The sequence below is a fragment of the Mycobacterium sp. NPDC050041 genome, from assembly GCF_049541695.1.
In the GTDB taxonomy this organism is placed as follows: domain Bacteria; phylum Actinomycetota; class Actinomycetes; order Mycobacteriales; family Mycobacteriaceae; genus Mycobacterium.
Map to the genome: position 1 here is coordinate 664,734 of NZ_JBMVDG010000001.1, position 25,036 is coordinate 689,769.

Genomic DNA, 25,036 nt, shown 5'->3' on the forward strand with positions numbered 1-25,036 from the left:
AACCGCCGCACGGGCGATGACCGACGCCTGGCAGGTGCGGTCCGGGTCGGCCGACGATCTGGAGTCGTTGGCGCCGTTGTGGCTCGCTGTGCACCACCGGCACGTCGAGTCGATGCCGGAGCTCGCTCCCTACGTGGACGACGACGCGTCGTGGAGTGAGCGCCGGGGCGTGTATGCCGGGCTGCTGGCCAAACCCGACACGGTGTTGCTGCTGGCGTCGGTCGACGGCGAGTTGGTCGGATACGGGCTGGCGCATGTGATGGCGGTGGGCGACACGTGGGTCGCCGACACGTGGCGCACCGGTGAGCGCATCGGCGAGATCGAGTCGCTCAGTGTGCTGCCGGCCTACCGGGGCACAGGCCTCGGATCGCAACTGCTCGACGCGCTGGAGCGCCGCCTGCACGAGCAGGGCGTCAAAGACATCGTCCTCGGTGTGCTTTCGGGCAATGAGGACGCGATCCGGCTCTATCAGCGACGCGGCTACCGCCCGACGTGGCTGTACCTGTCGAAGTTCGAGGGCCGCTAACGCACTCCGCCGACGTACGGCCTGACCGCCAGCAGGTAGCCGGCGAGCAGCACCAGCGGAGCGGCCAGCGGCAGCCACGACAGCTGCACGGGTAGCAGCACGGCGACCGCTGCGGCCACCCCGAACCCGACGGCGCCGATCACCGTCGCCGCGGCGGCCCGGCCCTCGCCGTGCCGCAACACCAGGTACGCGGCCGCGGCAAGACCCGCGAGCGCGGTGTACATCGGCGACGGCGCGGCCAGCAGCAGGGTGCCCACCGTGAGCAGCACCGCCACGGTCGCGGCTGGGCGCCACCACGCCGCGATCGCCACCGCGGACAATGCGGCAGCCGCCGAGACGAGTGCGCCCCCGTCGGCACGGTACGCCGCGGCGGCCACCATCAGCACCCCGAATGCGCTGGGCAGCAACAGCTTCACCGCTCGCTGCGCCGGATCCGTCATTTCCGCATCCCGGTCCTGCGGTCGGGGATGAGCATCATCGCCTGGTCGAGGGTGCCGGTGCTGGGCCAGGCCACGACGTCGACGCCGATGGTGCCCATGTCGCGGTACATGAACGAGCGCTGCAACGCCCACATCCGGTCGACCAGCGGATCCTGGGCGCCCTCGATCGGAGATCCCTCGAGCACGTCGACGGCGACCACGGGGTGGCCGCGCTTGCGCAGATCGATGAGCGCCAGCGCGAACTCCGTCTCGAGTAGCGTCGAGAACGCGATCACGATCGCCCCCGCAGGCACCGCCGGTCTGGGTGCCAGCGTCCCCCCGGCCCGCTCGAAACCGCCGACGGCGCCGAGCATCGTGTCCAGGATCCGGTAGAACTGCCGCTGACCGATGTCGGCGCCGAGCCAACGGGTGTCGCGATTGCCCAGCGCCACCAGACCGGCCCGGTCGCCGTAGCGCAGCGCGCTCTGCACTACCTGCGCAGCGCCACGCGCCATCCGCTCGGTGGCCGCGGTCGCCGGTCCCGGCGGCTGGGCATACGTGTCGATCAGCACCACCACGTCGGCCGCCCGATCGGTGAGCCGCTCGGTGACGTGCAGCGCCCCGCGCCGCGCGCTGACCGGCCAGTTCACCGTCCGCAGTTGATCGCCGGGGACGTAGGGCCGGATGTCGGCGTACTCGACGCCCGGGCCGGTGTGCCGGGTCAGGTGGGTGCCCAGCCGGTCCAGCAGGTCGGTGCGCGGGATCGGGGTGGTCTGCGGCGGCGCCACCGGGAACACGCAGACCTCGACGGCGTCGACGGTGCCGGTGCCCTCCAGCAGGCCGCCGCGGGCGGTCACCCGCACCTCGGCCCGCACCGGGTAGCGACCCCACCGCGCGGCCTCGGCCGTGACGGTCAACGGCGGACCGGTGTCCACGACCTCGAGATCCATGCCGGGCACTGCGGCGCAGGCGATGTCGACCGCGCTGCCGTCGTCGGCGGCCGCCCACAGCGCAACGGTCACCGACTCGGACTCGAAGCAGCGCTGCATCCCCGGCCTGCCCGACACCTCGACGGCTGGGGGCGGCCGCTGCCACGACAGCGAGCACACCACCCCGAGCAGCGGCGCCGCGAACGCGACCAGATCCCACCGCCCGACGAGCAGCGCCCCGACGATCGCCGCCGCGGCGCACGTCGCTGCGGCGCGGGTCAGCGGCGATGCGCGCCAACGCAACTCGACGGTCGCACGGTGATCCGGCGTCGTCACCGGGCGGCCCGCGGCACCGGCAGCCGTCGCAGCAGTTCCTCGACGACGTCGGAGCCCTGCACCCGCCGCACCCACATCTCGGGCCGCAGGCTGATCCGGTGCGCCATCGCGGGCACGGCCAGCGCCTTGACGTCCTCGGGCACGACGTAGTCCCGGCCGAGCAGCAGCGCCCGGGCCCGTGCCAGCTGCACCAGGTCGAGTTCGGCGCGCGGGCTGGCGCCGACGGCGACCTGCGGGTGCTGGCGGCTGGCGGTGGCCAGCGACACCACGTACTGCAGCACGTCGTCGTGCACGGTCACCTGCTCGACCGACTCCTGCATGGCCAACAGGTCGTGGGCGTCGACCACCTGACCAACGATCGGGGGCTCGGATCCGCGGTCGAGGCGGCGGCGCAACATCGTGGCCTCCTCCTGTTCGGACAGGTATTTCAGTTCCAGGCGGATGGCGAACCGGTCGAGTTGGGCCTCCGGCAGCGGATAGGTGCCCTCGTACTCGATCGGATTGTCGGTGGCCAGCACCAGGAACGGCGCGGGCAGCGGATGGGTGACGCCGTCGATGCTGACCTGCCGCTCGGCCATCGCCTCCAGCAGCGCGGCCTGCGTCTTGGGCGGCGTGCGGTTGATCTCGTCGCCGAGCAGCAGGTTGGTGAACACCGGTCCGCGGCGGAACTCGAAGCGGCCCGACTGCATGTCGTAGATCGTCGAGCCCAGCAGGTCGGCGGGCAGCAGGTCGGGGGTGAACTGCACCCGGGTGAACTCGAGCCCGAGCGCGGCGGCGAAAGACCTTGCGATGAGCGTCTTTCCGAGCCCCGGCAGATCCTCGACGAGGACGTGGCCGCGGGCGAGCACGGTGGTGAGGATGAGGGTGAGCGCCCTGCGCTTGCCCACCACCGCCTTGCCGATCTGGTCGAGCACCGCGTCGCAGTGGGCGCTGGTGGTCGCCACCGGCATCCCCATCTCGGCCGTCATATCTGCTCCAGACGTTGCAGGATGTCGTTGAGGGTGTCGCGGCCGGGGCCCGGTTCGCTGCTGCCGGTCCGCGAGATGTTCTCCGGATCCACCCATGGCCACAGCTCCGCGCCGAAGAGCATTTCACCGGTGGCGCGGAAGGCGTTCGGGCTCTTCAGTCTTCGTTGCCCGCTGGCCAGCTCGAACTGCCGCGCCAGCATCGGGCGCAGCCGCCGGTCCCAGTCGGTGCGGGTGGTCTCCGACCACGAGATCATCGTCTCGGTACGGGCGTGCCACCGCCGCAGCGACGCCCCGGTGTCGTCGTGGGCGGGTTCGTCGGCCACGCCGGCGGCGCCGCGCGTGAGGTGCCAGCGGACGGCCAGCAGCACGGCGGCGACCGCGACGCCGGACACCACAAGCACGTCGGTGCGGTCGAGCCTGGCGATCGCGAACAGTTCGACCACGACCACCAGCGTCACACCGACGGAGACCAGCCTCGTCATCGCGCCGCCTCGAGTTCGTCGCGCACCAGTCGCAGCGCGCGCACCGCGGCGGTCCGGTGCCCCTCCCCCATCTCGTGCGGGCTGAACCGCGCCTCCTCGAACAGGTCGACCAGTTCGGTTGCGCTCTCGGCGCGCAGGGCGTGGCTGCGGACGGCGCGGGCGAGCACCTCCGACGGGGTGTCCGACGCCTGCGGGACCGTGCCCGGCGACTTCTCGAGTTCGCGTTCCATCGCCACGTAGCAGGCGATGATCGCCTCGCGCGGGTCGCGAGTGTGGTCGCCGATCTCGGCCAGCCCGAGTTCGGCGGCCCGTGCGAGGTCCGGGCCGGCCGGCGCCGGTTCCGGCGGCGCGACGGCACCGGCCGGGGACGGCGCGACGGCGCTCACCTTCCTGCGTCCGACGATCGTCGCGGCGAACGACAGCACGAACAGGGCGATGGTCGCGGCCATCAGATACCCGAAGACGTTGCCGCCGGGCGTGCCCTCGCCGTCGGGTGGTTCCGGCGGCTCGGCAGGTGGAACGACGTCGGGCGCCGCAGCGGGTTCGGTGTCCGACGGAACCGGCACGTCGTCGACCGCCAGCTGATTGCCCCAGCGCATCAACAACAGCACCACCAGCAGCCACACCAGCAGACCCGCCGCGGCGATCGCCAGCAACCGCCACGGCGGCCTGCCGCCCTCTCCGCGGGCATCGCGCAGAGCGCCGACGGGAAGTGCCGCGGCAGCGGGGCGACGGGTCTGGTTGACGATCGCGATCGCGATGACGGCCATCGACAGCGCGAGCATCGCGATGACGGCGACCAGCGTGCCCGCCCCGCCGGTTGCGGTCTCGGCTTCGACGGCTTCAGCCTCGGCGCGTTGCGCACCGGGCAGGTGTCCGCGCAGCGCGACGGTAGCGAGCATGACGAGCACGATCACCGTGACCGTGCGTGCCACCGCCTTGTCGTCACCGGGCATGGCCCACCCTCGGCTGTGTACCGACGTCCGGGGCGGCCATCGGCCTGGTCCCATCGTGGCACGGCTGGCGTACCGCCCGCCGGTGAAGTGGGTGGGCTACCCGCTGGGCAGCGGATCAGAACATCTGCCAGTCCGACGCACCGTCGGGCTGGGTGTAGGACCCTGTCGAGCCCTTGATGACGACCGGGTCGCCGCTGCCGAAGTTGTCGTAGAACCACTGAGCGTTGGCGGGGCTGAGGTTGATGCAGCCGTGGCTGACGTTCTCCTTGCCCTGCGATCCGACCGACCAGGGGGCGCTGTGCACGAAGATGCCGCTGTTGTCGATCCGGACGGCGTCCTGCACCTTCAGCTTGTAGCCCTCGTCGTCGGTGACCGGCACGCCGTAAGTGGACGAGTCCATCACGATGTCGGCGAACTTCTCCAGCACGTAGTACGTGCCGTTCTTGGTCTCGTAGCCGCGCTTGCCCATGGAGATCGGGAACTCCTTCTCCACCTCGCCGTTGCGCACGATGGTCATGGTCTTGCTGGCGTTGTCGACCGTCGCGACCAGCTGCTCGGGCACGGTGAAGGACGACTTCGTGCCTGCGGCGTCGATGTTCACGGTGGTGCCCGCCGGCCAGAAGTCCTGCGGACGCCAGCGCAGCTGGGTGTCACTGGTCCAGTAGAACCGGCCGGGAACCGGCGGGTTCGACGAGATGTGCACCGCGTCCTGAGCCATCTGGCGGTTCGCGATCGGCCGCTGGAAGTTGATGTAGATCGGCTTGGCGGCGCCTGCGATCGACCCGTTGGTCGGGTTGAACGACGGCGGCAGGAACGGCGCCTGCCCTCTGAAGGGCGTGGGATTCTGGCCCGCCGGGGTGCCCTCGGGAATCGGCAGCGGCGGCCCGGCCAGCGGATCGGCCGCAGGCGGCGCGAACGGATTGGCCGCCGGTGGCGGCGGGGCGAACGGGTTGGGCGCCGGAGCCGGAGGCGGGGGCGCCCCGAACGGCGCCGCCGGTGGCGGCGGTGCGAAGGGCACCACGGGGGCGGGCGGCGGCGGTGGCGGTGGGGCGGGTTGCGCCGTCGCCGAGGGCGCTGCCAGCGCCATTGATCCCACGAGGGTTCCCGCGAAGATCGCGGTCACCAATTTCCGCACGGTTCGCTGCCGCATGCGTCACCTCCAATTGCACAAAGCTCGGAACCAGTCTCGCACAGCGCAGGGACCAGCTACCGCCTCGCGGGGCGGCTCGTCCGCGGCGTCGGCCGGCGGCCGACTCGCTGAACTGCGATGTTGATCGCTGAGAACGTTCCCAGCGTTACCCCCGGCAGTGGCCGAGGGAACGCCGAACAGGTCGCGAACAGCGAGAACGCCCACCAGCGCGGCCCCGATCAGCACCGCCGACGCGGTCAGCAGACCGGCAGGCCCGGCCCACTCGTAGAGCACTCCGGCGGCCAGTGCGCCGGCCATGATGCCCACCTGGAACGCCGCGACGTAACGGCCGGACGCGGCGTCGGGGTTCTCAGGCGCGCTGCGGATGACCGCCGCCTGCAGCATCGGGGGCAGCGCTGTCGACGTGGCGCCCCACACCAGGACGGCGACGACGCCGACCAGCGCCGCGCGGCCGTCGGCCGCCGTCCAGGCCAGCACCCCGAACGCCGCGGCCAGCAGGGTCAGACCGCACAGCACCGCGGCACGGGGATTGCGGTCGCCCGCGCGCGCCGTCGCCGCCATCGCCAGCAGGCCGGCGACGCCGAAGGCGGCCAGCAGCCACGCCAGCTGCGGACCTCGCAGTCCGATCACGTCACGCAGGATCACGACGATGAAGGTGTAGGAGATGAAATGCCCGGTGACGCCGACCAGCGTCAGCGCCGACAGCGCACCGGACCGGCCGCCGGCATCACGTCGGCTGGACCGGCCGGCGGGGGCCGCGACGGACGGCATCGCGGGCAGGATGGCGCGCGCGCCGAGCAGGACCGCCAGCGCAGCGGCGGCGACCGCAAGGACCGCCACCCGCCAGCCCCACAGCTCGCTCATCGCCGCGGTCAGCGGGTTGCCCACCACCAGCGCGAGGCCGGTGCCGGTGTACACCGCCGCGGTCGCCCGCCCGGCGTGATCGGCGGGCACCAGCCTGGCGCCGATGGGGGCGATCACCGACCACATCAGCCCGTGGGTGAGCGCGCAGAGCATCCGCCCGCCCGCGAGCACCGCGAAATTCGGCGCCATCGCCGAGACGACCTGCGACGCCACCAGACACACCAGTGTGACCAGCAGCGTCCGTCGCCGGGGCCAGTGCGCCGTCCATCGCACCAGCGGCACCGTGGCCACGGCGGCGACCAACGCATACCCGGCGAGCAGGGTGCCGACGAGCGCGGCGCTGACGTCGAGATCAGCCGCGATCGCAGGCAGCGCGGCGATAGGCACGATCTCGGCGGTGACGTAGACGAAGGCAGCCGCGGCCAGCACCGCCAGCGCAGCGGCGGTGCGGGGCGTCCACGTGAGGGTGGGCCGTGGGTGGCGGATGTCGACGGTCATGGCAGCGTGGGTCACGGTAGTGAGCGGGAATACCGCAACCGCGGCGCGAATTGCCGAGGTGACGGATCGCCGCCCAATCGAGAGAGGATCGTGATGGTCAGTTTCGACGCGACACCGAAGGTCGAAGTTCCCGACGGTTACGAGCACCTGCTCGATCTACCGCTGTACGGCCACCTCGCGACGGTGCGTCCGGACGGGACGCCGCAGGTCAATCCAATGTGGTTCGCCTGGGACGGGGAACTGCTGCGGTTCACCCACACCACGAAACGGCAGAAGTACCGCAACATCGCCGCGCAGCCCGTGGTGGCGATGTCGATCAGCGATCCGAACAACCCCTATCGCTATCTCGAGGTGCGCGGCGTGGTCGAGGAGATCGTGCCGGACCCGACCGGGGCGTTCTACCTGCACCTCAACGACCGGTACAGCGGCCCGTTGACCGAGCCACCCGCCGATGCGCAGGACCGGGTGATCCTGGTGGTGCGGCCGACCGGCTTCACAAAGCAGTAGCGGGATCTACCGGCAGCTCCCACCGCCAGACGGTGCCCTCCTCGGGGTCGTCGATCTCACCGGCATGGGTGAAGCCCAGCCGGCGTAGCACGCTGGTCGAGGCGTTGTGGTCGGGCAGCGTATGGGCGACGATCGTGGAGAGCCGGTTGCTGCTGGCCTTCGCCTTGCCGATCATCGCCCGGGCGGCCGCCGTCGCCAGGCCCCGTCCGCGAAATTCGGGGGCGATCTCGTAGCCGATCTCGACCACACCGTTCTGCGGCGGCCCGACGAAACCACCGGAGCCGACGAGGAGCGCGCCGTTGTCGGCGAGGAAGAAGTGCATCCACCAGTCCGCCTGGTGCGGGTGCTCGGTCAGCTTGTCGATGGTGAACTCGACCGACTCCGGGAACTCGGGCCAGCCTTCGGGGACGTCAGCGCCCAGCAGCTCGCCGAAGGCGTTGCGGTCGGCACGCAGGGCGGTGAGGTGCTCCACCGTGGCGGGCATCAGCACGACGTCGATCACGTCAGCAGTGTGTCAGGCTGAGCCGATGATCGTGGCGTTCAGTGTGAGTCCGTCCGGCGGTGACGAGTCCGGGGGCGTGCGGGAGGCGGTGGCCGAGGCGATCCGGGTGGTGCGGGCGTCGGGGCTGCCGAACGAGACGAACGCCATGTTCACCAACATCGAAGGCGAGTGGGACGAGGTGATGGCGGTCGTCAAGCGGGCGGTCGAGGCCGTCGCCGCGGTGGCGCCCAGGGTGAGCCTGGTGCTCAAGGCGGACATCCGGCCCGGCTTCAGCGGCCAGCTGACCGCGAAGGTCGAGCGCCTGGAACGCGAGCTCGGATCCTGACGGGCCGCTAGGAGCGGACCAGCCGGGCGATGGCCGCTGAGGCCTCGGCGAGTTTCGCGTCGGCCTCCTCGCCACCCTCGGCCACCGCCTGGGTGACGCAGTGGCCGAGGTGCTCGTCGAGCAGGCCGAGCGCCACCGACTGCAGGGCGCTGTTGACGGCGCTGATCTGGGTGAGGACGTCGATGCAGTACTTGTCCTCGTCGATCATCTTCGCGATGCCCCTGACCTGACCCTCGATCCGTCGCAGCCGCTTCGCATAGTTGTCCTTCTGACCCGAATAGCCGTGCGCGCCCGTGGTTTCGACGCTGTCAGTGCCAACAGTGACGTCCTTGTCCATCGTGTCTAGCCGCCTCCCAGCATCTGCTTCATCTGGTCGATCTCTGCCTGCTGCGTGTCCACGATGTGCTGCGCCATCTCCTTTGCGCCTGCGTCCTGACCGTTGGCCAGCTCGGCCTTGGCCATCTCGACCGCGCCCTGGTGGTGGCCGATCATCGACTCCAGCCACAGTGTGTCGAATTCCTCGCCGCTGAGCGAGCGCAACCGCGACAGCGCGGCGTCGTCGACCATGCCGGGCATCGAGGAGTGGGCGCCGTGACCCATGTCGGCATCGGGGTTCTCGCCCCAGCCGCGCAGCATGTCCGCCAGCTGTCCCATCTCCGGGCCCTGGACGGCGGCGATCCCGGCGGCCAGTTCGAGCAGCGCGGGGTCCGTGGACCGGTCGCGCGCCAGGTCGGTGAGCTCTAGTGCCTGCTTGTGGTGCGGCATCATCTGCGTCGCGAAAGCCACGTCATCAGGGTTGTGCGCCGCCTGTCGGGCGCTGTCCTGGGTCTCGCTCTGCTGGTGGTCTGTGCCGCCCTCGGCGGCGTTGCCGGACTCTTGGCTGGTACACGAGGTCAGGAACAGGGCCGTGGCGAGGGCGGCCAGGATGGCGGCGCCGCGAGCGGAGAAGTTCGTCATGACACCACCGTACAGGTACCCCATGGGGGTATCGATAACGGTTTGGCCGGGTGAAACGCCAGGCGCATAATCGACGGATGCCCTCAGAGTCAGATGCCATCGACATCAAGCCGCGCAGCCGCGACGTCACCGACGGCCTCGAGAAGACCGCCGCCCGCGGGATGCTGCGCGCCGTAGGCATGGGCGACGACGACTGGGCCAAACCGCAGATCGGCGTCGGCTCGTCATGGAACGAGATCACCCCGTGCAACATGTCGCTGCAGCGGCTGGCACAGGCGGTCAAGGGTGGCGTGCACGCCGGGGGCGGTTATCCGCTGGAGTTCGGCACCATCTCGGTGTCCGACGGCATCTCGATGGGCCACGAGGGCATGCACTTCTCGCTGGTCTCCCGCGAGGTGATCGCCGACAGCGTCGAGACCGTGGTGCAGGCCGAGCGGCTCGACGGCACGGTGCTGCTGGCCGGCTGCGACAAGTCGATCCCCGGCATGCTGATGGCCGCCGCGCGGCTCGACCTGGCGAACGTGTTCCTCTACAACGGCTCGATCATGCCCGGCGTCGCCAGGATGACCGACGGCACCGAGAAGGAAGTCACGATCATCGACGCCTTCGAGGCGGTCGGGGCGTGCGCCCGCGGGCTGATGTCGCGCGAGGACGTCGACATCATCGAGCGCGCCATCTGTCCGGGTGAGGGCGCATGCGGCGGCATGTACACCGCCAACACCATGGCGTCGGCCGCCGAGGCGCTGGGCCTGTCGTTGCCGGGCAGCGCGTCGCCGGTGGCGATCGACAAGCGGCGCGACGAGTACGCGCGCAAGTCGGGCGAGGCGGTGGTCGAGATGCTGCGGCGCGGGATCACGGCCCGCGACATCCTCACCAAGGAGGCGTTCGAGAACGCGATCGCCGTGGTGATGGCCTTCGGCGGCTCCACCAACGCCGTGCTGCACCTGCTGGCCATCGCGTGGGAGGCCAACGTGAAGCTCTCGCTGGAGGACTTCACCCGCGTCGGGCAGCGGGTGCCGCACCTCGCCGACGTGAAGCCGTTCGGCCGGCACGTGATGAAGCACGTCGACGAGATCGGCGGCGTGCCCGTCGTGATGAAGGCGCTGCTGGACGCCGGCCTGCTGCACGGCGACTGCCTCACGGTGACGGGCCGGACCATGGCCGAGAACCTCGCGCACATCGAGCCGCCCGACCCCGACGGCAAGGTGCTGCGGGCGATGAACAACCCGATCCACCCGACCGGCGGAATCACGATCCTGCACGGGTCGTTGGCGCCCGAGGGCGCGGTGGTGAAGTCAGCGGGCTTCGATTCTGACGTGTTCGAGGGCACCGCAAGGGTTTTCGAGCGTGAGCGGGCCGCACTCGACGCGCTGGAAGACGGCACCATCACCCACGGCGACGTGGTCGTCATCCGTTACGAAGGTCCCAAGGGCGGGCCGGGGATGCGCGAGATGCTGGCCATCACCGGCGCGATCAAGGGCGCGGGTTTGGGCAAGGACGTGCTGCTGATGACCGACGGCCGGTTCTCCGGCGGCACGACGGGCCTGTGTGTCGGGCACATCGCACCCGAGGCCGTCGACGCAGGGCCGATCGCCTTCGTCAGGGACGGCGACCGGATCCGCCTCGACGTCGCGAAGGGCACGCTCGACCTGCTGGTCGACAAAGACGAGTTCGAGTCGCGCAAGGCGGGATTCGAACCGCTGCCCCCGGTGTACAAGACCGGCGTGCTGGCCAAGTACACCAAGCTGGTCGGCTCGGCGGCCACGGGCGCCGTCTGCAGCTAGTTCGCCGTCGACCGCCTCTCAGCGGTGGAAGCGGGTCGTCTCCACCAGCGCGGCCCGGGGCACCCGGACGGTGTTGACCGGCGCCGAGTCGTCGGCGTACCCGAATGAGACGCCCAGCAGGAGCTTCCGGTCGGTCACTCCCAGCTGGGCCCGGACGGTGTCGGCGTAGAAGGTGAGCAACGCCTGCGGGCAGGAGGCGATGCCATGAGCGGCCATCGCCAGCAGCAGCGTCTGGGCGTAGATGCCCATATCGGCGGCGATGCGGGCCTCGGTCTGGGCCGGGGCGAACAACATGGCGACGTGCGGTGCGCCATAGAAGCGCAGGCTCTTGGTGTTGTACCCGTCGAGCAGATCGGTGTCGTCGCGGGCGATGCCCAGCGCTGCGTAGAGCTGCGCGCCGAACTGCGCGCGGCGGGTCGCCAGGTCCCCGTCGAATAGGCCGTCCCGGTACGGGAAGTCGACGGATTGCTCTCCGGCAGCGTGGGCCGCGACGAGTGCGTCCGCGAGGCGATCCCGCGCAGGTCCGCTGACCACCTCCACTCGCTACGGTTGGGTGTTCGAGTTCGACGGGGCGTGGCCGGCCAGCTCGAACACGGCCCGCATCGTGTCGCGGGACACTTCGTCCGACCGGAATGCGCGGGTGGCTCGCCGGCTGCGGATCACGCGATCGACGGATTCGGTCAGCACAGTCGTCGACGACATCGAACTCCTCCAGGTACACGGCATCGTTTACTTCGGCGCTGAGCGTACCGGCCATCTGCCTTGATGTAAACGCATGCGTATACTTCGGCCATGGACAGTGCCCGCGGCCGCGGCGGCAGAGAGCGCATCCTGGCCGCCGCCACCACACTGTTCGAGGCGCGGGGAATCACCGGGACGACCATGGAACAGATCGCGGCCGAGGCACCGGTGTCCAAACGCACCCTCTACGCCCACTTCCCGGCCAAGGAGGATCTCGTAGTCGCCTATCTGCGACACCTGTCCGACGCCGGGCTGACGATGGAGAGCATGCTCGACCGCGACAACCTGCCGGCGCATGAGCGGATCATGGCGTTGTTCCGCGTCTACCGGGGCGACGGACCGGTGCGCGGTTGCCCGTTCACCGCGGCCGCGACCGAGTTTCCCGACCCGCAGAGCCTGCCGCACGCCTACACGCGGGAACGCAAGCAGCAGTTCACCTCTCGGATCGCCGAGCTGTTGGTGGAACTGGGTGCCAACGCTCCCGACCAGCTGGCCGAGCAATTGGCGATCCTCGCCGACGGCGTCGCGGGACGGGCCATGGTCTTCGACGATCCCGGACGCGCTGACTATGGACGCTTGGCGGCCGAGACATTGCTCGACGCCGCCCTGCGCTGAGTCGCCGCCGGAGACGGCACAGCGGCTGGCCATCCTCGCGAGCGGATTGCCGCTAGTTGATCGACGGTGGTGGCTGTGGTTCGAATGGTGAGTACCACCACCAGTCGGCGCGTTCGCCGGTGGGCCCGGGACATGGTGGTACATCGGGTGGGGGTTTCGTCGGGGGTCGGGCCAGCGATGCCGAACTCAATTGCCTTCCGTCCCTGTCGGTGACGATCAGGCGGTCGGCGGGTCCGGTGATGGTGATGCCGCCCCGGTGATGCATCCGGTGGTGATACGGGCACACCAGGACGAGGTTGTCCAGTTCGGTGAGCCCGCCGTCCTCCCAGTGCCGGATGTGATGGGCGTGCAATCCGCGAGTGGCTCCGCATCCGGGGACCACGCAGCAGCGGTCACGATGTTCCAGGGCCCGGCGTAGCCGGCGGCTGATCTGGCGGGTCTCCCGTCCGGAGCCGATGGGCTGCCCGTGGCGTTCCAGCCACACCTCGAAGGTGGCGTCGCACAACAGGAAGCGGCGCTCGGCGTCGGTCAACACCGGACCCAGATGCAAAGAAGCCACCTGTTCCTTGACGTCCACGTGGGCGATCACGGTGGTGCGGTGTCCGTGCGGGCGCCGCGCCACCTCGCTGTCCCAGCCGGCGTCCACGAGACTCAGGAACGCATCGACCGTCGTGGGCATCGGTGGCGTGTGCTCGGATGCGGCATCGGTGTCGGTGTGGTCGTCGCCGTCGGCCTCGCCGTCGGCGTGGTCGCGTTTCCAGTCGGCGACCATCCCGTCCAGATGCGACGCCACCGCGGCGTCGAGCTTCGCCGCCTCCAGGTGCGGCAGCCAGATCCGGTAGCAGGTGCCCTTGTCGTCGGTGGACTTGCTGAACGACGGTACGGGTTCAGGCTTGGGGTCGGCTTTCGGCTCCGGTTGGGGTGGGGGTTCGAGCTTGATCGCGGTGCGCAACTGGTTCACCGTCGCTGCGGTGACCAACTGGGCGTAGTGCGCATCAGAGCCCGGCCCGGCCTTCTCGGCGATCACCCCGACCTGATCGAGTGACACCCGACCCTCACGCAGGAGTTGGGTGCAGCGCGGCAATTCCTCCCACCGCTGCGCGACGGCGGTGACGATGTCAGCGTTCCTCGGTGACGAGCCGGTCTTCCACGCCACCATCGCCGCCACCGACCGCGCGCCCGTCATGCCCCACAACCCGTCGCGGTCGATCTCGGCGACGATCTCCACCAACCGCCCGTCGATCGCGTTGCGCTGACCGCACAACTCCGCGATCTCATCGAACAGCTCCGCCAACCGGTCCTTCGGCCTCACCGAAGGAGCGAAAGACGTTGCGCTCGAGGACATGACCCCATCATCGCAGAAGGGTCCGACAAGTAAGCGCCTCGTGCGTCCTACCCAGGCGGCGGGTCGATGGGGGTCATGGTGATCGGCACACGGTGCGTGCCCGCCCCCTCACCCGGGCAACCGACTCCCCCGACGGCGAGTGTGCGTTCGCCGTGGAAACTGCCGTCTGACCCGGGAATCCAGAAGTCCGAGCGCTGCGACGACACCACGCTGTTCGGGTTGTTGCGATCGCAAAGGTAGGCATACGGGCCACTGGTCTCCCACCGATCGTTGGTCCAGCGATATTCGAATTGGGCTGGGGCGCCGGGATTACGGGCCCGATCACCGCTGTTGTCCATGCGCATGACGCACCCGTTCACGTCGCAGTGGGTGGTGAACTCGACCGAGAACGTCTTCGACTCCATCGGTGTCGGCACGCCGTTGAACGTCTGCTTGGAGAAGTCGATGAAAACGTCGTAGAACCCGTACGCCGGAACCGGTTCGACGCGGTCCGCACGGGCCACCGGCGAAGCCAGTAGCGCCGCGCAGGCAACGATGGCGGCGACCGATGCGGTTCTCGACATAGTCGTCGATAACACATGGCAGCGGCCGTTCGTCGCTGAATGCGCGCTTTTCGCCTCAGACCGGATGTCGCGGCTCAGCCAGGGACGGTGTGGCGGTCGATGCCGAGCCAGCGGGACAGCTCCGGATCAGGCACGGCCGCAGCCAGTTCCGCCGACACCCGGACCGGCGGCGGCGACTCCAGCCCGTCCTCGGCCGCGAGAGCACGGCTCAGGATGGCCGTGGCGATCTCCGGCCCGAACCGGTGCAGGTCGACAGAATCGGCGGCCCCCGCGCCCACCGTCTCGGCGATCAGCGACGCAACGCTGCCCGCGGCAGGAGCGGGCGCCACGCCCTGGGCGAGCGTGACGGTCTCGAGTCCGGCGCCGAGGCCGAGGTCAGCGCCCAGAAGCGCCGCGGCGTCCACGATGCCCGCGCCCATCTCTCCGGAGTTCCACCCCTGCGGCCGCCGGGCCGTCGCCTTGGCCAGCCGCATGAACATTCCCTGCAACGTCTCGCCGCGGGCCTGCGCCTCGGCGATCAGCGCATCCCGGCCGTGGTGGGCGAGCCACATCGCGGCCACACCGGCGGTCATCGCGACCGCGAAGCTGGTGCCCTGACCCTGTTCGGCGCCACCCGAACGGGCCGCCCGCCACACGTTCTGCGCCGGCGCGGAGATGTCGACCGCCGAACCGCGGCACGATCCCGGCCACTGTCCGTCGCGGGCGTTGACGCCGGCCACCGCGATGCACTCGCCGTAGCGCGCGGGCCACACCACCTGCCGGACGCAGTTGCCCGCCGCAGCGAGCACGATCACGTTGTCGGCCACCGCCCGCCGCAGCGCGGCGTGCAAGGAGAACGACGGTATGCCACCGAGACTCATGGTGATGACGTGAGCGTCGTTGCGGACCGCCCAGTCGATGGCCTTCGCTACCGACACCTGGGTCACCCGGATCACGCTCTCGATGGCCCGGATCGGCATGTGCCGCGCGGCGGGTGCGGAGCCGATCACCGTGAGCGACTTCGGTGAGACGACGACACTCGCCGTCCCGGTGCCGTGCCCGGGATTGAAGCCGTCGAGCGGGTCGGTGGGATCGCTGTCGTCGTCGAGTGTGTCGAATCCGCCCGCGCGGTCCACACCCTCGAGCTCGGGATGCGGGAAGACCCCGGTGTCGGGCTGGGCGATGACGATGCCCGCGCCTGCCGCCGGACGACCGAGTGATTCCGAGAGCGCCCACGCCTCCCTCGCCCGGATGGTGTCCAGCGCCCAGTCCGCCGCCAGTTCCGGCTCCGTGGCCACGTTGCACCCGGGCACCCCACCGAGGCTCTCCTGCACCGGTTCGGCGGGATCGACCTCGGGGAAGAACGCCGTCGGCAGGTCGGGTTCGGCGGCGGGCGCGCCGACGGCGTCGGCGAGGACGTAGGCCGCCGAGAACGCCGCCGCGGGTGACACTCCGTCGAAGGTGCGGCCCGGCATCTCGACCACGAGCACCGGTGCGTCCAGCACCGACACGGTCACCGCCAGTTCCGCGCAGGTGTCCCGCACCGTGGCGGACACATCGTCCGCGTGCTGGTCGTCGCGCAGCTCGACGGCGAATCGTGCAGGCGCGCCGCTACTCCCGGGCGGCCTCGGTGTCGTGGCCGCTTCGAGTGCGTCGGTGACTACGCTCATGTTCCACCCCCGCGTCGGTCACGCCAGCATGACACCGGAATTCGCCGGGAGAGCCGATGTGCGCAAAGTGTGCGCGAACGGGCAATTCGTCAGTGCGCGGCCACCATCCGGTCGATGCGGCGCAGCGCGATCGCCAGCACCGGCAGGTAGGCGCCCGCCCACACCGGCGCCGCCATGCTGGCCCGCGCGCCACGGTCGTGCGGCACGACGGTGTGCCGGGTCGCCGGGATGCCGGCCACCTGCCACGACCAACTGCGCCCCGGTTCGAATTCGGTGATGGTGAACGGCAGCGGGACACCGACCGGGGTCCATACCTTGCCGCGCTCGCCGAGGCCGAGTTCGTCGGCGTCGAGCAGCTCCGCACCCGAGACGGTGGGGCCCCATTCCGGCCAGCGGTTCAGGTCGGTCAGCACCGACCAGACCGCGGCCGGTGACGCGCGGATCACCCGGTCCACCGAAAGCATGCCGCTGCGCAGCGCGAGGTTCATGCCGTGGCGATGCCCTGGAGGCGGTCGCGCTAAACGATCGCGGACCGGATTCGATTTGCGCCGAGCTGGGTACTGATCTCGCAGTCCAAGGATCCCCGACAGAAATCGAGTTCAGATGCCCGCCCAGCGCACCATCCGCCGTTTTCCCGTCACCGTCGGCGCCGCGGCCATCGCCGCGAGCGCACTGCTCGCCGCCTGTGGCGGCGGCGACGGCGAGTCCTCGGAGAGCAGCACCACGAGCTCCACCACCTCCACGACGACCACCACCTCGGTGGCGCCGCCCGCCATGACGCCGAGCAGCGCGCCTGCGCCTGCGCCGGGGGCTCCGGGGGCTCCGGGGGCTCCGGGTGCGGGAGCCGGGCCGGGCGGTGCGACCGCGCAGGTGCCGGGCGCCGACACGGGTGCGGGCGCGGGACCGGGTGGCGCGACCGCGCAGGTCCCTGGCGCCGATGCGGGTGCCGGACCGGGTGGCGCCACGGTGCAGCTCCCAGGCGCCGAGGCCGGTGCCGGACCGGGCGGCGCAGGCGCGTGCGTCGGACCTCTCTGCACTCCCTGACGTGACGCGCGGCGACGCCGCCGGCTAGACGACCACCGCGACGGCGAAGCCGTCCCAGTTCTTGGTGCCGACCGTCTGGATCGCGGCGGCGTCCAGCCGCGGGTGGTTGCCGATCATCTCCAGCACGTCGCGCACCGCGCGGGCCTGCCGGTCGTCGGGCGCCGGATCCAGCACGCGGCCCATCCGGGTGACGTTGTCGACCACGATGACCGAACCCGGATGGCCGAGCCGGATCGCCCACTCGACGTAGGCGACGTTGTTCTCCTTGTCGGCGTCGATGAACACCAGGTCGAACGGCTCATCACGGTCGGCGAGGGTGGGCAGGGTGTCCAGGGCGGCGCCGACGATCACCTCGACCCGGTCGGCGACGCCGGCGCGGGCGAGATTGGTCCGCGCCACGTCGGCGTGCGCCGCTTCGAATTCGAGGGTGACGACGCGGCCACCAGCTCCGACACCCCGCGCGAGGTTGATGGTGCTGTAGCCGGCGAGGGTGCCGATCTCGAGGACGCGGCGCGCCCTGGCAATCGACGTGAGCAGCCGCAGCAGCGCACCGTGCTGCGCCGACACCTCGATCGCCGGCATGTTCGCCGCGGCCGCCGAGTCCCTGGCCGCGATCAGCGCGTCGTCCTCGGTGTGCAGCAGCGCGGTGAACATCTCGTCGACCGCGCGTGGATCCGGCTCGCTCACCGGCCACACGTTAGCCGAACCGCACCCCCTCGTTGGCGTACACGACGCGCAGCACATGGCCGACCTCCGGACCCATCACGGCCTCGGTGAGCGCGCAGTAGGTGGCGACGAATTCCGGCCCGTGCGGCGGCTCCGCGTCGCAGAGGTGGTGGGCGATCTCGTGCAGCACCACGAGTTCCCGCAGCGCCCAGGTGCTCTGCCGCTCGGGCACCGCGATGACGGCGCTCGTGCCGGTGCGCTCGTAGTGGGCGGCGGTGGCGCCGCGGCGGGCCCGCACCGACAGCGCGCCCGCAGCCGGCCAGCGTTCCCGTACGGCAGGCAGCGCAAGCACGTCGTCGACGTAGCGCCGCACCGACGGGACCGACGCGAAGCGGCCCTCGGGAGGCAGCGTCAGGTGGGCGCCGAAGAACTCGACGACGGGGTTGTTCCGCTCGGCTGCACGGTCGAACAGCGTCCGCACGAACTGTTCGGCCGCGTACACCTTCGCGCGCTGGGTGTCGCGGGGCGTCACTTCTCCAGGGCGGTGCGTGCGCCCGCGAATTCCGTGCCCGGTCCGAGCCGCGCCCGTCGTCCCGCCCGGTCACCGGCGCGCCTCGCTGCAGACGAGTACCCGGCCGTCGCGCTGGTGGCCCGCCAGGTGCCCCGCGCCTGGGACGCCTCCCGGTAGAAGCTCTTGAGCTCGATGTCCTTGTCGCGCAGCGCGATCGCGGTGCCGGGGCGGCTGTCGCGCGAGCTGGTGGCCTCGGCCCGTGCCTCGTCGCGGGCCTCGGCCAGTCGCTGGCCGATCCGCGCGCCGAACGCCAGTTGGAAGTTCAGCCGCGCGGTGATGGTCGGCGTCGGACGGTGTGCGCCCGAGTTGATGTAGTTGTTCGACGCCTGCACCATCTGCATCACCAGACTCGCGTACAGCGCGTGAGTGGTGTCGATGTCCTCGGCGAAGCCGTAGGCGTAGACGAACGTCGAGTTGGACGCGACGTCGCACTTCACGTCGTTGGCGGCGGCGATCACCACGAACAGCTGCACGTAGGTGCGCAGCCCGCGCGCGCCCGCGTTGCCGATGGTGATGGTGCGCTGCACCGGCATCTGCGCCTTGGTCTTGGTGTCCGCATGGCTGCGCGCCACCGCCAGGTCGATGGACGTCGCGGTGGCCAGCCGCTGAGCGGCGGCCATGAACGCCTCGGCCTCGTGCGGGTTGTCGGTGCCCTCGGCCTGGCGGAGCAGTGCGGCGATGCGCGCCAGCATCTTGTCGTCTGTCATGGCGGTCAGGTTAGGGACCCGGTGCGACGATTCCGGGGGCGCTGGAACCCGTTGTGCACAGAGCGGTTTTCATCCACAGGCATCACCGGCGAGTCTACTTACCGACGAAGCCGTCCAGCGCGGTGACGAGCTGCGGAGCCAGTGGAGCACCGTTGGCGTAGTTGGCGACGTTGTCGGTCGGGTCGTCGCGCAGCACGTGGTTGACGCCCTTGAGTTCCACCACGGTCAGCGCCGTGTGGGCCAGCGCGTCGATCAGCGGACGCTCGGCGTCGCACTGCGCCTGACCGTCGGCATCCGAGCAGCTCAACAACACCGGCGTGCCCGCGGGAACGCGCTTGGCGAGCGCTACCGGGTCGATGGCGTCGGCCTCGACGACGGCCTTGACGTTGTTCGGGTTGAGCAGTGCGCTGAGCCCCTCCGGCAGATTCGGCGGCGCGACGCGCTTGGTGCGCGCCTCCTCGACGGCGGCCAGCCAGGTCGTCAGCACCGCGGGATTTCCGTTCGCGCGGACGCGGCCGGTGATGATGTCGAGGTAGCGGCCGGGCAGCGGCTGGAACAAGGCCAGCGAGTGCACCTTCGGCGCGGCCGCGCCCGCCAGCGCCATCGCGTGGATGGCGCCCTCGCCGAGTGCCCAGACCGACAGCCGGGCGTCGTCGGTGCCGGGCTGGTCGGCCAGGTAGCGCAGGGCGGCTCCGGCGCCGCGGCTGTAGACGGCGCTGCCGACCTCCTTGGGCGCCACGGCGTAGGGGCCGAGACCGGTCTTGCCGGTGCCGACCTTGTCGTAGCGCAGACTCGCGACGCCCTTGCCGGACAGGTATTCGGCCAGCTGGCGCATGTTGCCGACCGGCCCGGCGACGGCGTTGTCGCCGTTGCGGTCGGTCTGCCCGCTCTCGGAGATCAGCAGCGCGGCGGGCGCGGTCCGGTCCTGCTCGTGGCGGTAGGTGCCGTGGATGGTCAGCCCGTCGGCGGTGAAGGTGACGTCGTCGTCGACCCAGCCCGTGGGTTCGGCTTCCGTGCCGGCGTCCGTCCCCTCGTCGCCGGAGCAGCCGGCCAGCAGCAGCACCGCGGCCAGGCAGGCCAGCACGCGCCTCACAGCCGGGTCTCGATCCACGCGGTGACGTCGTCGAGGACCAGCCCCTGCTCGGGCTCGTTGAAGACCTCGTGGAACAGCTCCGGGTAGACCTTCAGGTGCACGTCTTCGGAGGCGACGCACTCGACGAGCCGATGACTGCCCTCGACGGGGATCAGCCTGTCTTTTTCACCGTGCACCACCAGCAGCGGCTTGGTCAGTGCGCCGGCCCGACGCGGCATGCTCTCCCCGACGCGGAACAGCCCGCGGGCGATGCCTGCGGGCAGCTTGCCGTGATAGACCAACGGGTCGGCCTTGTAGGCGGCCACCACCTCCGGGTCCCGGGACACCGCGTCGGCGTCGAGCTGTTCGACCGGCAGGCCCGGTGCGATGCGGCCCAGCGCCTTGGCGACGAAGACCATGACCGGCGAGACGGTGCGCTGGGCGTCGACCGCAGGGCCGGACAGCACCATCGCCGAGTAGTCGGCGGGGTGTTCGACGCCGTACGCGAAGACGATGCCGCCGCCCATGCTGTGGCCGAGCACGATGCGTTCGAGGTCCGGGTACTCGGCCGTGGCGATGCCGACGAGGCTGTGGAAGTCGTCGACGTACTCGGAGATGTCCTTCAGGTAGACGCGCTTCCCACCGGAGCGGCCGTGTCCGCGGTGGTCGAGGGCGTAGACGACGAGGCCGGCCTCGCCGAGGCGCTGCGCCACGTGGTCGTAGCGGCGGGCGTGCTCGGCATAGCCGTGGGACACCAGCACCACGCCCCGCGGCGCCGTGTCCGGCGTCCACACGTCGTAGACGATCCGGACGCCGCCGACGCCGTCGAAGCTCCGTTCGGTGCGGGTGCTGGTCACCACCGGAGGGTAACGGGAGATGGGACGAAGACGCGTGCCGGTTGTCGGCGTCCTCAGTAAGCTCGGCGACGTGACCGTTCTCGCGCACAGTCTCGACCGGCCCGGCTCAGAAGACGACTTCCTGGCCGACGCCCAGCAGTACCGCCGGGAGTTGACGGCGCACTGCTACCGGATGACCGGATCGCTGCACGACGCCGAAGACCTGGTGCAGGAGACCTACCTGCGGGCGTGGAAGTCCTACAAGGGTTTCGAGGGCAAGTCGTCGGTGCGCACCTGGCTGTACCGCATCGCCACCAACACCTCCCTGACCGCACTGGAGAGCCGTAAGCGCCGGCCGCTGCCGACGGGTCTGGGAGCCCCCAGCTCGGATCCGTCGAGCGAGATCGTCGCGCGTGACGAGGTGCCCTGGCTGGAGCCGATTCCCGACGACTCGACGGACCCGTCGAACATCGTCGGATCGCGTGAGTCGGTGCGGTTGGCCTTCGTCGCGGCGCTGCAGCATCTGCCGCCACGGCAACGGGCGGTGCTGGTGTTGCGCGAGGTGCTGCAGTGGAAGGCCGCCGAGGTGGCCGATGCCATCGGGTCGTCGACGGCCGCGGTGAACAGCCTGCTGCAGCGGGCCCGCGCGCAACTCGACGAGATCGGGCCCAGCGAGGACGACACGATCGAGCCGCCGGAGTCGCCCGAGGCGCAGGACCTGCTCGACCGCTACATCGCGGCCTTCGAGGCCTACGACATGGACAAACTGGTCGAGTTGTTCACCGCGGACGCGATCTGGGAGATGCCGCCGTTCGACGGCTGGTATCAGGGCCCGCAGGAGATCGTCTTGCTGTCGAAGACGCACTGTCCGGCGGAGAACCCTGGCGACATGCGACTACTACCGACGATCGCCAACGGTCAGCCGGCCGGGGCGATGTACATGCTCAACCCGGAGTCCGGCCGCCACGAGCCCTTCCAGCTACACGTGCTCGACGTCAGGGCCGGTGCCGGGATCTCGCATGTGGTGGCGTTCCACGCGTCGACGTTCGGTGATTTCGGTCTACCGGAATACCTCTAGCGTCAGGCGAGTGGCCAGTTAGGCCCACGCGATCGTCCAGTACGCGTGCGACAACTGGCCCCCTCGACGGGTCGGAGTGCGCAAACTCCCAGTTCAGCGGGCACGTGGCCCGCGGTTCTGCAACGTGTTCTATTATCGCGGATCATGAAGACCAAGGGCGCCCTGCTGTGGGAGCTGAACTCCCCGTTCCGCATCGACGAGATCGAGATCGGCGACCCCGTCGACGACGAGGTGCAGATCCGCATGCACGCGGCGGGCATGTGCCACTCCGACTACCACCTGACCACCGGCGCCACCCCGATCGCCCTGCCCGCGCTCGGCGGCCACGAGGGCGCGGGCGTCATCACCAAGGTCGGCCGCAACGTCACCGGCCTGCAGGAGGGCGACCACGTCATCCTCGCGTTCATCCCCGCCTGCGGTGACTGTCAGCCCTGCCTCAAGGGTTTCCGGTCGCTGTGTGACCGGGGCGCCCTGCTGCTCGGCGGCAAGGCCATCGCCGACGGGACCAGCCGCGTGCATGCCGGCGGCACCGAGGTGTCGCCGATGAACCTGCTGGGCACCTTCGCCCCGTACATGACCGTGCACAAGGACTCCGTGGTCAAGATCGACGCGGACGTGCCGTTCGAGACCGCGGCCATCCTGGGCTGCGCGGTGCCGACGGGCTTCGGGTCGGCGACCAACATCGCCGAGGTCCAGCCCGGCGAGACCGTGGTGATCGTCGGTGTCGGCGGCATCGGACTCTCGGCGCTGCAGGGCGCCGTCATCTCCGGCGCCCGCAACGTCGTCGCGATCGACCCCGTCGAATTCAAGCGCGACCAGGCGGTCAAGTTCGGCGCCACCCACGTGTTCACGTCGATGGCCGAGGCGATCGGCCCCGTGCTCGAGCTCACCCACGGCTTCATGGCGGAGAAGACGATCATCGCCGTGGGCGAGATGCGCGGCGAGTACGTCGAGGAGGCCATGACCCTGACCGCCAAGACCGGGACCTGCGTGGTGACCGGGATGGGCTCGATGATGGACGTCGACGTCAAGCTCAACCTCTTCCTGTTCACGATGTTGCAGAAGACGTTGAAGGGCAACATCTTCGGCGGCGGGAGCAGCCACGTCGAGACACCGCGCCTGATCGGCCTGTACAAGTCCGGGCTGCTGAAGGTCGACGAGATGGTGACCAACACCTACCGGCTCGAGGACATCAACCAGGGCTACCAGGACATGCTCGACGGTAAGAACATCCGCGGCGTCATCACGTTCGACGAGTCGGACTGGTGACCGTGTCAGATTTCTGACATTTCTCGACCGCCACCACATCCCGCCGCGCACCAGTAAGTTCATCGGCGGACAAACGTGTGACGTGGTGGAGAAGTGCACAGGGATGATTTCGCCTCAGTTCTTCAGAGAAGACCGGGACGGCCGGGTGATCGTGATCGCGACCGGCGACATAGACCTCGGCAATGTCGAGCGATTCAGCGACGTGTTGCGGCAGGCCGCCGGTGACGGACAGCCGGTCGTCGTCGACATGGTGGACGTGACGTACTGCGACAGCGCAGGCATTCGGGCGCTGTTCAAGGCCGGCGCCGGCGCCGGCCTGACGCTGCGGATCGATCGTGCGGGACCGCTGAAGAAGCTGCTCGACATCTCCGGTCTGGACCGGGTGACCGTCGTGGAGCTGACCGACCGATGACGCCCGCCCTGCGTGCGCTGCGGGATCAGCCGCAGCTGGCCACCCTCCTGCAGCGGGTACTCGAGCGCATCCGCGACGACCTGCCGGGTGTGCTCGGCGTGGCGATAGCCGTCCATGACAGCACGATGGACGCAGGCGCTCCGGTGGTGCTGTGTCAGCTCGGGGTCGAGGGCGAACTGATCGCGGCGCAGACCAGCGGACTCGGCGGGCCGGTGGCCGACTCGCTGATCCATCAGCTGCCGATCGTCAGCCTTCGGCTCTGGTCGGACGACCGGTGGCCGGAGCTGACGCTGGCCGCGATGACCGAACGGCTTCCCGACCACGCCCGCACCTGGGAGCAGGTCGGCGGCGCCGCCGCGGTGCCCGGCGTGTGGGGCGATGGAGCGGTGGTGCTGTCGTGCACGCTCGACGGCCCGACCACGGCGGGCACGGTGGCGACGCTGATCGGTTACGAGCAACTGGTGTCTGCCGCATTGGTCACGGTGGCCGCCGACAGCAGCACCGACATGGCCGACGTGCTCGCGGTGCTGCAGTCGCGCAGCGCCATCGAGCAGGCCAAGGGTGCGCTGATGGGTCGGCAGGGATGCGCCGCCGACACCGCCTGGGTGATGCTGCGCGACGCCAGTCAGCGTGCCAACGTCAAGCTGCGGGCCCTCGCAGTGGCCGTGGTCGAGCACGTCGGCGGCGCGCCTGCCGAACAGCAGAGCTCCGCGGCAACGATCGAGGTGGACGACCGGGCCCGGTTCGCGGCCAAGGAACTGTGGGAGAGCCTCACGGCCGACGAGCGCTAACGAAGCCGCCCCAGCGCACTCTCGATGACGACGCCGAATGCGCGACGGTCGGCGGCCGCGACACCGTCGAAGAGCACCTCGCGCACCAGCCGGGCATGCCCCGGCGCGGCCAGCTCCAGTGCCGAGCGGCCCGCCTCGAGAAGGTCGACGGTCGCGCCGCGACGATCGGAGTCCGCGCCGTGCCGGTCGATCAGCCCACGGTCGCGCATCCGCCGAAGCTGATGGGACAGCCGGCTCTGCTCCCAGCCGAGCGCCTCGGCGAGCTGATACATCCGCTGCGGACCCCGCTCGGAGAGCGCGACCAGCACCTCGTAGTCGCTCAGCGACAGGCCGCAGTCCCGCTGCAGTTGGCGGTTCATCGCGGCCTGCAGGTGTGACACCAGCGCCAGGTACCCGCGCCAGATGCGTTGTTCTTCGTCCGACAGCCACATGAAATACATGACACATCATTTATGTTGTCGCGTCCAGAGGCCA

The 25,036-nt window shown here is 70.2% G+C and carries 31 protein-coding genes, 1 tRNA gene and 1 pseudogene; 9 read left to right on the forward strand and 24 right to left on the reverse strand.

Translation table 11 applies throughout. The features are described 5' to 3' along the window. Positions 1-16 precede the first annotated feature (16 nt). A complete protein-coding gene (locus tag ACPCHZ_RS03245) occupies positions 17-526 on the forward strand; it encodes a GNAT family N-acetyltransferase (protein ID WP_423483419.1) in 510 nt (169 codons plus the stop codon). Here the strand turns inward: ACPCHZ_RS03245 and ACPCHZ_RS03250 are convergent. The 7 genes from ACPCHZ_RS03250 to ACPCHZ_RS03280 all read right to left on the reverse strand — a co-directional run bounded on the left by ACPCHZ_RS03250 (position 523) and on the right by ACPCHZ_RS03280 (position 7,128). Beyond that, positions 523-966: a hypothetical protein gene (locus tag ACPCHZ_RS03250; RefSeq protein WP_423483420.1), complete on the reverse strand. Its 444-nt coding sequence runs from the start codon at positions 964-966 to the stop codon at positions 523-525. The genes ACPCHZ_RS03245 and ACPCHZ_RS03250 overlap by 4 nt on opposite strands. Further along, positions 963-2,210, reverse strand: a complete 1,248-nt coding sequence (locus tag ACPCHZ_RS03255) for a DUF58 domain-containing protein (RefSeq protein WP_423483421.1) — start codon at positions 2,208-2,210, stop codon at positions 963-965. The genes ACPCHZ_RS03250 and ACPCHZ_RS03255 overlap by 4 nt, the downstream gene beginning before the upstream one ends. Beyond that, complete coding sequence (locus ACPCHZ_RS03260; RefSeq protein WP_423483792.1) at positions 2,207-3,166, reverse strand: AAA family ATPase; 960 nt, start codon at positions 3,164-3,166, stop codon at positions 2,207-2,209. Before ACPCHZ_RS03260 ends, ACPCHZ_RS03255 begins: the two co-directional genes overlap by 4 nt. A gap of 8 nt (positions 3,167-3,174) precedes the next feature. Next, positions 3,175-3,660: a hypothetical protein gene (locus ACPCHZ_RS03265; RefSeq protein WP_423483422.1), complete on the reverse strand. Its 486-nt coding sequence runs from the start codon at positions 3,658-3,660 to the stop codon at positions 3,175-3,177. Further along, entirely contained in the window at positions 3,657-4,616 is a 960-nt protein-coding gene (locus tag ACPCHZ_RS03270; protein WP_423483423.1) for a DUF4129 domain-containing protein, read from the reverse strand. The genes ACPCHZ_RS03265 and ACPCHZ_RS03270 overlap by 4 nt, the downstream gene beginning before the upstream one ends. A gap of 115 nt (positions 4,617-4,731) precedes the next feature. Beyond that, positions 4,732-5,766: a L,D-transpeptidase gene (locus ACPCHZ_RS03275; protein ID WP_423483424.1), complete on the reverse strand. Its 1,035-nt coding sequence runs from the start codon at positions 5,764-5,766 to the stop codon at positions 4,732-4,734. Between the two features lie 3 nt (positions 5,767-5,769). Then, on the reverse strand, positions 5,770-7,128 hold the full coding sequence (locus ACPCHZ_RS03280; protein WP_423483425.1) for an MFS transporter: 1,359 nt from the start codon (positions 7,126-7,128) through the stop codon (positions 5,770-5,772). A gap of 93 nt (positions 7,129-7,221) precedes the next feature. On the opposite strand from ACPCHZ_RS03280, the gene ACPCHZ_RS03285 reads away from it, so the two are divergent. Continuing rightward, positions 7,222-7,635, forward strand: a complete 414-nt coding sequence (locus tag ACPCHZ_RS03285; RefSeq protein ID WP_423483426.1) for a PPOX class F420-dependent oxidoreductase — start codon at positions 7,222-7,224, stop codon at positions 7,633-7,635. Here ACPCHZ_RS03285 and ACPCHZ_RS03290 read toward each other — a convergent pair. Next, positions 7,622-8,137, reverse strand: a complete 516-nt coding sequence (locus tag ACPCHZ_RS03290) for a GNAT family N-acetyltransferase (RefSeq protein ID WP_423483427.1) — start codon at positions 8,135-8,137, stop codon at positions 7,622-7,624. The two genes, ACPCHZ_RS03285 and ACPCHZ_RS03290, sit on opposite strands and share 14 nt — an antisense overlap. 25 nt (positions 8,138-8,162) lie before the next feature. Between ACPCHZ_RS03290 and ACPCHZ_RS03295 the strand changes: the two genes are divergently transcribed. Next, positions 8,163-8,462 carry a thiamine-binding protein gene (locus ACPCHZ_RS03295; RefSeq protein WP_423483428.1) on the forward strand — a complete coding sequence of 100 codons (300 nt, stop codon included), beginning with the start codon at positions 8,163-8,165 and terminating at the stop codon, positions 8,460-8,462. A 7-nt stretch (positions 8,463-8,469) separates the two neighbouring features. On the opposite strand, the gene ACPCHZ_RS03300 is transcribed toward ACPCHZ_RS03295, so the two are convergent. Both ACPCHZ_RS03300 and ACPCHZ_RS03305 read right to left on the reverse strand, forming a co-directional pair. Continuing rightward, positions 8,470-8,799 carry a metal-sensitive transcriptional regulator gene (locus ACPCHZ_RS03300; protein WP_423483429.1) on the reverse strand — a complete coding sequence of 110 codons (330 nt, stop codon included), beginning with the start codon at positions 8,797-8,799 and terminating at the stop codon, positions 8,470-8,472. Positions 8,800-8,804: 5 nt separating this feature from the next. Further along, on the reverse strand, positions 8,805-9,419 hold the full coding sequence (locus tag ACPCHZ_RS03305) for a DUF305 domain-containing protein (protein WP_423483430.1): 615 nt from the start codon (positions 9,417-9,419) through the stop codon (positions 8,805-8,807). A 161-nt stretch (positions 9,420-9,580) separates the two neighbouring features. Between ACPCHZ_RS03305 and ilvD the strand changes: the two are divergent. After that, a pseudogene (ilvD, locus tag ACPCHZ_RS03310) lies at positions 9,581-11,137 on the forward strand (dihydroxy-acid dehydratase); the annotation flags it as partial. On the opposite strand, the gene ACPCHZ_RS03315 reads toward ilvD, so the two are convergent. The 3 genes from ACPCHZ_RS03315 to ACPCHZ_RS03325 all read right to left on the reverse strand — a co-directional run bounded on the left by ACPCHZ_RS03315 (position 11,100) and on the right by ACPCHZ_RS03325 (position 11,905). After that, a tRNA-Thr gene (locus ACPCHZ_RS03315) sits at positions 11,100-11,161 on the reverse strand. The pseudogene ilvD and the gene ACPCHZ_RS03315 overlap by 38 nt on opposite strands. A 60-nt stretch (positions 11,162-11,221) precedes the next feature. Beyond that, complete coding sequence (locus ACPCHZ_RS03320; RefSeq protein ID WP_423483431.1) at positions 11,222-11,737, reverse strand: nitroreductase family protein; 516 nt, start codon at positions 11,735-11,737, stop codon at positions 11,222-11,224. 9 nt (positions 11,738-11,746) lie between these two features. After that, on the reverse strand, positions 11,747-11,905 hold the full coding sequence (locus ACPCHZ_RS03325; RefSeq protein WP_423483432.1) for a nitroreductase family protein: 159 nt from the start codon (positions 11,903-11,905) through the stop codon (positions 11,747-11,749). A gap of 90 nt (positions 11,906-11,995) precedes the next feature. Here ACPCHZ_RS03325 and ACPCHZ_RS03330 point away from each other — a divergent pair, with 90 nt between their 5' ends. After that, positions 11,996-12,559 (forward strand): TetR/AcrR family transcriptional regulator, encoded by a 564-nt coding sequence (locus ACPCHZ_RS03330; RefSeq protein ID WP_423483433.1) that lies wholly within the window; start codon positions 11,996-11,998, stop codon positions 12,557-12,559. A 52-nt stretch (positions 12,560-12,611) separates the two neighbouring features. Here the strand turns inward: ACPCHZ_RS03330 and ACPCHZ_RS03335 are convergent, their stop codons facing one another. The 10 genes from ACPCHZ_RS03335 to ACPCHZ_RS03380 form a co-directional block, all read right to left on the reverse strand. After that, complete coding sequence (locus tag ACPCHZ_RS03335) at positions 12,612-13,904, reverse strand: HNH endonuclease signature motif containing protein (protein ID WP_423483434.1); 1,293 nt, start codon at positions 13,902-13,904, stop codon at positions 12,612-12,614. A gap of 47 nt (positions 13,905-13,951) precedes the next feature. Continuing rightward, positions 13,952-14,467, reverse strand: coding sequence for a hypothetical protein (locus ACPCHZ_RS03340; RefSeq protein WP_423483435.1), 516 nt, complete (start codon positions 14,465-14,467; stop codon positions 13,952-13,954). Between the two features lie 74 nt (positions 14,468-14,541). Continuing rightward, the gene (locus ACPCHZ_RS03345) at positions 14,542-16,116 is read right to left on the reverse strand and encodes a S8 family peptidase (RefSeq protein ID WP_423483436.1); all 1,575 of its coding nucleotides are present in this window, start codon (positions 16,114-16,116) and stop codon (positions 14,542-14,544) included. 89 nt (positions 16,117-16,205) lie between these two features. Further along, positions 16,206-16,604, reverse strand: a complete 399-nt coding sequence (locus ACPCHZ_RS03350) for an SRPBCC family protein (RefSeq protein ID WP_423483437.1) — start codon at positions 16,602-16,604, stop codon at positions 16,206-16,208. A gap of 111 nt (positions 16,605-16,715) precedes the next feature. After that, a complete protein-coding gene (locus ACPCHZ_RS03355; protein ID WP_364977612.1) occupies positions 16,716-17,081 on the reverse strand; it encodes a hypothetical protein in 366 nt (121 codons plus the stop codon). Positions 17,082-17,184: 103 nt separating this feature from the next. Continuing rightward, complete coding sequence (locus tag ACPCHZ_RS03360; protein ID WP_423483793.1) at positions 17,185-17,814, reverse strand: O-methyltransferase; 630 nt, start codon at positions 17,812-17,814, stop codon at positions 17,185-17,187. A gap of 43 nt (positions 17,815-17,857) precedes the next feature. Further along, on the reverse strand, positions 17,858-18,358 hold the full coding sequence (locus ACPCHZ_RS03365) for a TIGR04338 family metallohydrolase (RefSeq protein ID WP_423483438.1): 501 nt from the start codon (positions 18,356-18,358) through the stop codon (positions 17,858-17,860). Continuing rightward, positions 18,355-19,104 carry a DUF2786 domain-containing protein gene (locus tag ACPCHZ_RS03370; protein WP_423483439.1) on the reverse strand — a complete coding sequence of 250 codons (750 nt, stop codon included), beginning with the start codon at positions 19,102-19,104 and terminating at the stop codon, positions 18,355-18,357. Before ACPCHZ_RS03370 ends, ACPCHZ_RS03365 begins: the two co-directional genes overlap by 4 nt. Positions 19,105-19,198: 94 nt before the next feature. Further along, positions 19,199-20,197, reverse strand: coding sequence for a hypothetical protein (locus ACPCHZ_RS03375; RefSeq protein ID WP_423483440.1), 999 nt, complete (start codon positions 20,195-20,197; stop codon positions 19,199-19,201). After that, on the reverse strand, positions 20,194-21,033 hold the full coding sequence (locus ACPCHZ_RS03380; protein ID WP_423483441.1) for a lysophospholipase: 840 nt from the start codon (positions 21,031-21,033) through the stop codon (positions 20,194-20,196). The genes ACPCHZ_RS03375 and ACPCHZ_RS03380 overlap by 4 nt, the downstream gene beginning before the upstream one ends. Positions 21,034-21,052: 19 nt before the next feature. Here ACPCHZ_RS03380 and ACPCHZ_RS03385 point away from each other — a divergent pair, with 19 nt between their 5' ends. The 4 genes from ACPCHZ_RS03385 (at position 21,053) to ACPCHZ_RS03400 (ending at position 24,562) form a co-directional block, all read left to right on the forward strand. Beyond that, positions 21,053-22,090 carry a sigma-70 family RNA polymerase sigma factor gene (locus tag ACPCHZ_RS03385; protein WP_423483442.1) on the forward strand — a complete coding sequence of 346 codons (1,038 nt, stop codon included), beginning with the start codon at positions 21,053-21,055 and terminating at the stop codon, positions 22,088-22,090. A gap of 144 nt (positions 22,091-22,234) precedes the next feature. Further along, positions 22,235-23,359 carry an NDMA-dependent alcohol dehydrogenase gene (locus ACPCHZ_RS03390; protein WP_423483443.1) on the forward strand — a complete coding sequence of 375 codons (1,125 nt, stop codon included), beginning with the start codon at positions 22,235-22,237 and terminating at the stop codon, positions 23,357-23,359. A gap of 103 nt (positions 23,360-23,462) precedes the next feature. After that, positions 23,463-23,771 carry an STAS domain-containing protein gene (locus ACPCHZ_RS03395; protein WP_423483444.1) on the forward strand — a complete coding sequence of 103 codons (309 nt, stop codon included), beginning with the start codon at positions 23,463-23,465 and terminating at the stop codon, positions 23,769-23,771. After that, positions 23,768-24,562, forward strand: coding sequence for an ANTAR domain-containing protein (locus ACPCHZ_RS03400; protein ID WP_423483445.1), 795 nt, complete (start codon positions 23,768-23,770; stop codon positions 24,560-24,562). The genes ACPCHZ_RS03395 and ACPCHZ_RS03400 overlap by 4 nt, the downstream gene beginning before the upstream one ends. Here ACPCHZ_RS03400 and ACPCHZ_RS03405 read toward each other — a convergent pair. Beyond that, positions 24,559-25,002, reverse strand: a complete 444-nt coding sequence (locus ACPCHZ_RS03405; protein WP_364977630.1) for a MarR family winged helix-turn-helix transcriptional regulator — start codon at positions 25,000-25,002, stop codon at positions 24,559-24,561. The two genes, ACPCHZ_RS03400 and ACPCHZ_RS03405, sit on opposite strands and share 4 nt — an antisense overlap. Between the last annotated feature and the right edge of the window lie 34 nt (positions 25,003-25,036).

Excerpts from the sequence above, each read along its gene's own strand:
- ACPCHZ_RS03245 (WP_423483419.1), top strand. The coding sequence starts at position 17 with ATGACCGACGCCTGGCAGGTGCGGTCCGGGTCGGCCGACGATCTGGAG.
- ACPCHZ_RS03250 (WP_423483420.1), bottom strand. The coding sequence starts at position 966 with ATGACGGATCCGGCGCAGCGAGCGGTGAAGCTGTTGCTGCCCAGCGCA.
- ACPCHZ_RS03260 (WP_423483792.1), bottom strand. The coding sequence starts at position 3,166 with ATGGGGATGCCGGTGGCGACCACCAGCGCCCACTGCGACGCGGTGCTC.
- ACPCHZ_RS03265 (WP_423483422.1), bottom strand. The coding sequence starts at position 3,660 with ATGACGAGGCTGGTCTCCGTCGGTGTGACGCTGGTGGTCGTGGTCGAA.
- ACPCHZ_RS03270 (WP_423483423.1), bottom strand. The coding sequence starts at position 4,616 with ATGCCCGGTGACGACAAGGCGGTGGCACGCACGGTCACGGTGATCGTG.
- ACPCHZ_RS03275 (WP_423483424.1), bottom strand. The coding sequence starts at position 5,766 with ATGCGGCAGCGAACCGTGCGGAAATTGGTGACCGCGATCTTCGCGGGA.
- ACPCHZ_RS03280 (WP_423483425.1), bottom strand. The coding sequence starts at position 7,128 with ATGACCGTCGACATCCGCCACCCACGGCCCACCCTCACGTGGACGCCC.
- ACPCHZ_RS03285 (WP_423483426.1), top strand. The coding sequence starts at position 7,222 with ATGGTCAGTTTCGACGCGACACCGAAGGTCGAAGTTCCCGACGGTTAC.
- ACPCHZ_RS03295 (WP_423483428.1), top strand. The coding sequence starts at position 8,163 with ATGATCGTGGCGTTCAGTGTGAGTCCGTCCGGCGGTGACGAGTCCGGG.
- ACPCHZ_RS03300 (WP_423483429.1), bottom strand. The coding sequence starts at position 8,799 with ATGGACAAGGACGTCACTGTTGGCACTGACAGCGTCGAAACCACGGGC.
- ACPCHZ_RS03305 (WP_423483430.1), bottom strand. The coding sequence starts at position 9,419 with ATGACGAACTTCTCCGCTCGCGGCGCCGCCATCCTGGCCGCCCTCGCC.
- ACPCHZ_RS03325 (WP_423483432.1), bottom strand. The coding sequence starts at position 11,905 with ATGTCGTCGACGACTGTGCTGACCGAATCCGTCGATCGCGTGATCCGC.
- ACPCHZ_RS03330 (WP_423483433.1), top strand. The coding sequence starts at position 11,996 with ATGGACAGTGCCCGCGGCCGCGGCGGCAGAGAGCGCATCCTGGCCGCC.
- ACPCHZ_RS03335 (WP_423483434.1), bottom strand. The coding sequence starts at position 13,904 with ATGTCCTCGAGCGCAACGTCTTTCGCTCCTTCGGTGAGGCCGAAGGAC.
- ACPCHZ_RS03340 (WP_423483435.1), bottom strand. The coding sequence starts at position 14,467 with ATGTCGAGAACCGCATCGGTCGCCGCCATCGTTGCCTGCGCGGCGCTA.
- ACPCHZ_RS03345 (WP_423483436.1), bottom strand. The coding sequence starts at position 16,116 with ATGAGCGTAGTCACCGACGCACTCGAAGCGGCCACGACACCGAGGCCG.
- ACPCHZ_RS03350 (WP_423483437.1), bottom strand. The coding sequence starts at position 16,604 with ATGAACCTCGCGCTGCGCAGCGGCATGCTTTCGGTGGACCGGGTGATC.
- ACPCHZ_RS03360 (WP_423483793.1), bottom strand. The coding sequence starts at position 17,814 with ATGTTCACCGCGCTGCTGCACACCGAGGACGACGCGCTGATCGCGGCC.
- ACPCHZ_RS03370 (WP_423483439.1), bottom strand. The coding sequence starts at position 19,104 with ATGACAGACGACAAGATGCTGGCGCGCATCGCCGCACTGCTCCGCCAG.
- ACPCHZ_RS03385 (WP_423483442.1), top strand. The coding sequence starts at position 21,053 with ATGGGACGAAGACGCGTGCCGGTTGTCGGCGTCCTCAGTAAGCTCGGC.
- ACPCHZ_RS03390 (WP_423483443.1), top strand. The coding sequence starts at position 22,235 with ATGAAGACCAAGGGCGCCCTGCTGTGGGAGCTGAACTCCCCGTTCCGC.
- ACPCHZ_RS03395 (WP_423483444.1), top strand. The coding sequence starts at position 23,463 with ATGATTTCGCCTCAGTTCTTCAGAGAAGACCGGGACGGCCGGGTGATC.
- ACPCHZ_RS03400 (WP_423483445.1), top strand. The coding sequence starts at position 23,768 with ATGACGCCCGCCCTGCGTGCGCTGCGGGATCAGCCGCAGCTGGCCACC.
- ACPCHZ_RS03405 (WP_364977630.1), bottom strand. The coding sequence starts at position 25,002 with ATGTATTTCATGTGGCTGTCGGACGAAGAACAACGCATCTGGCGCGGG.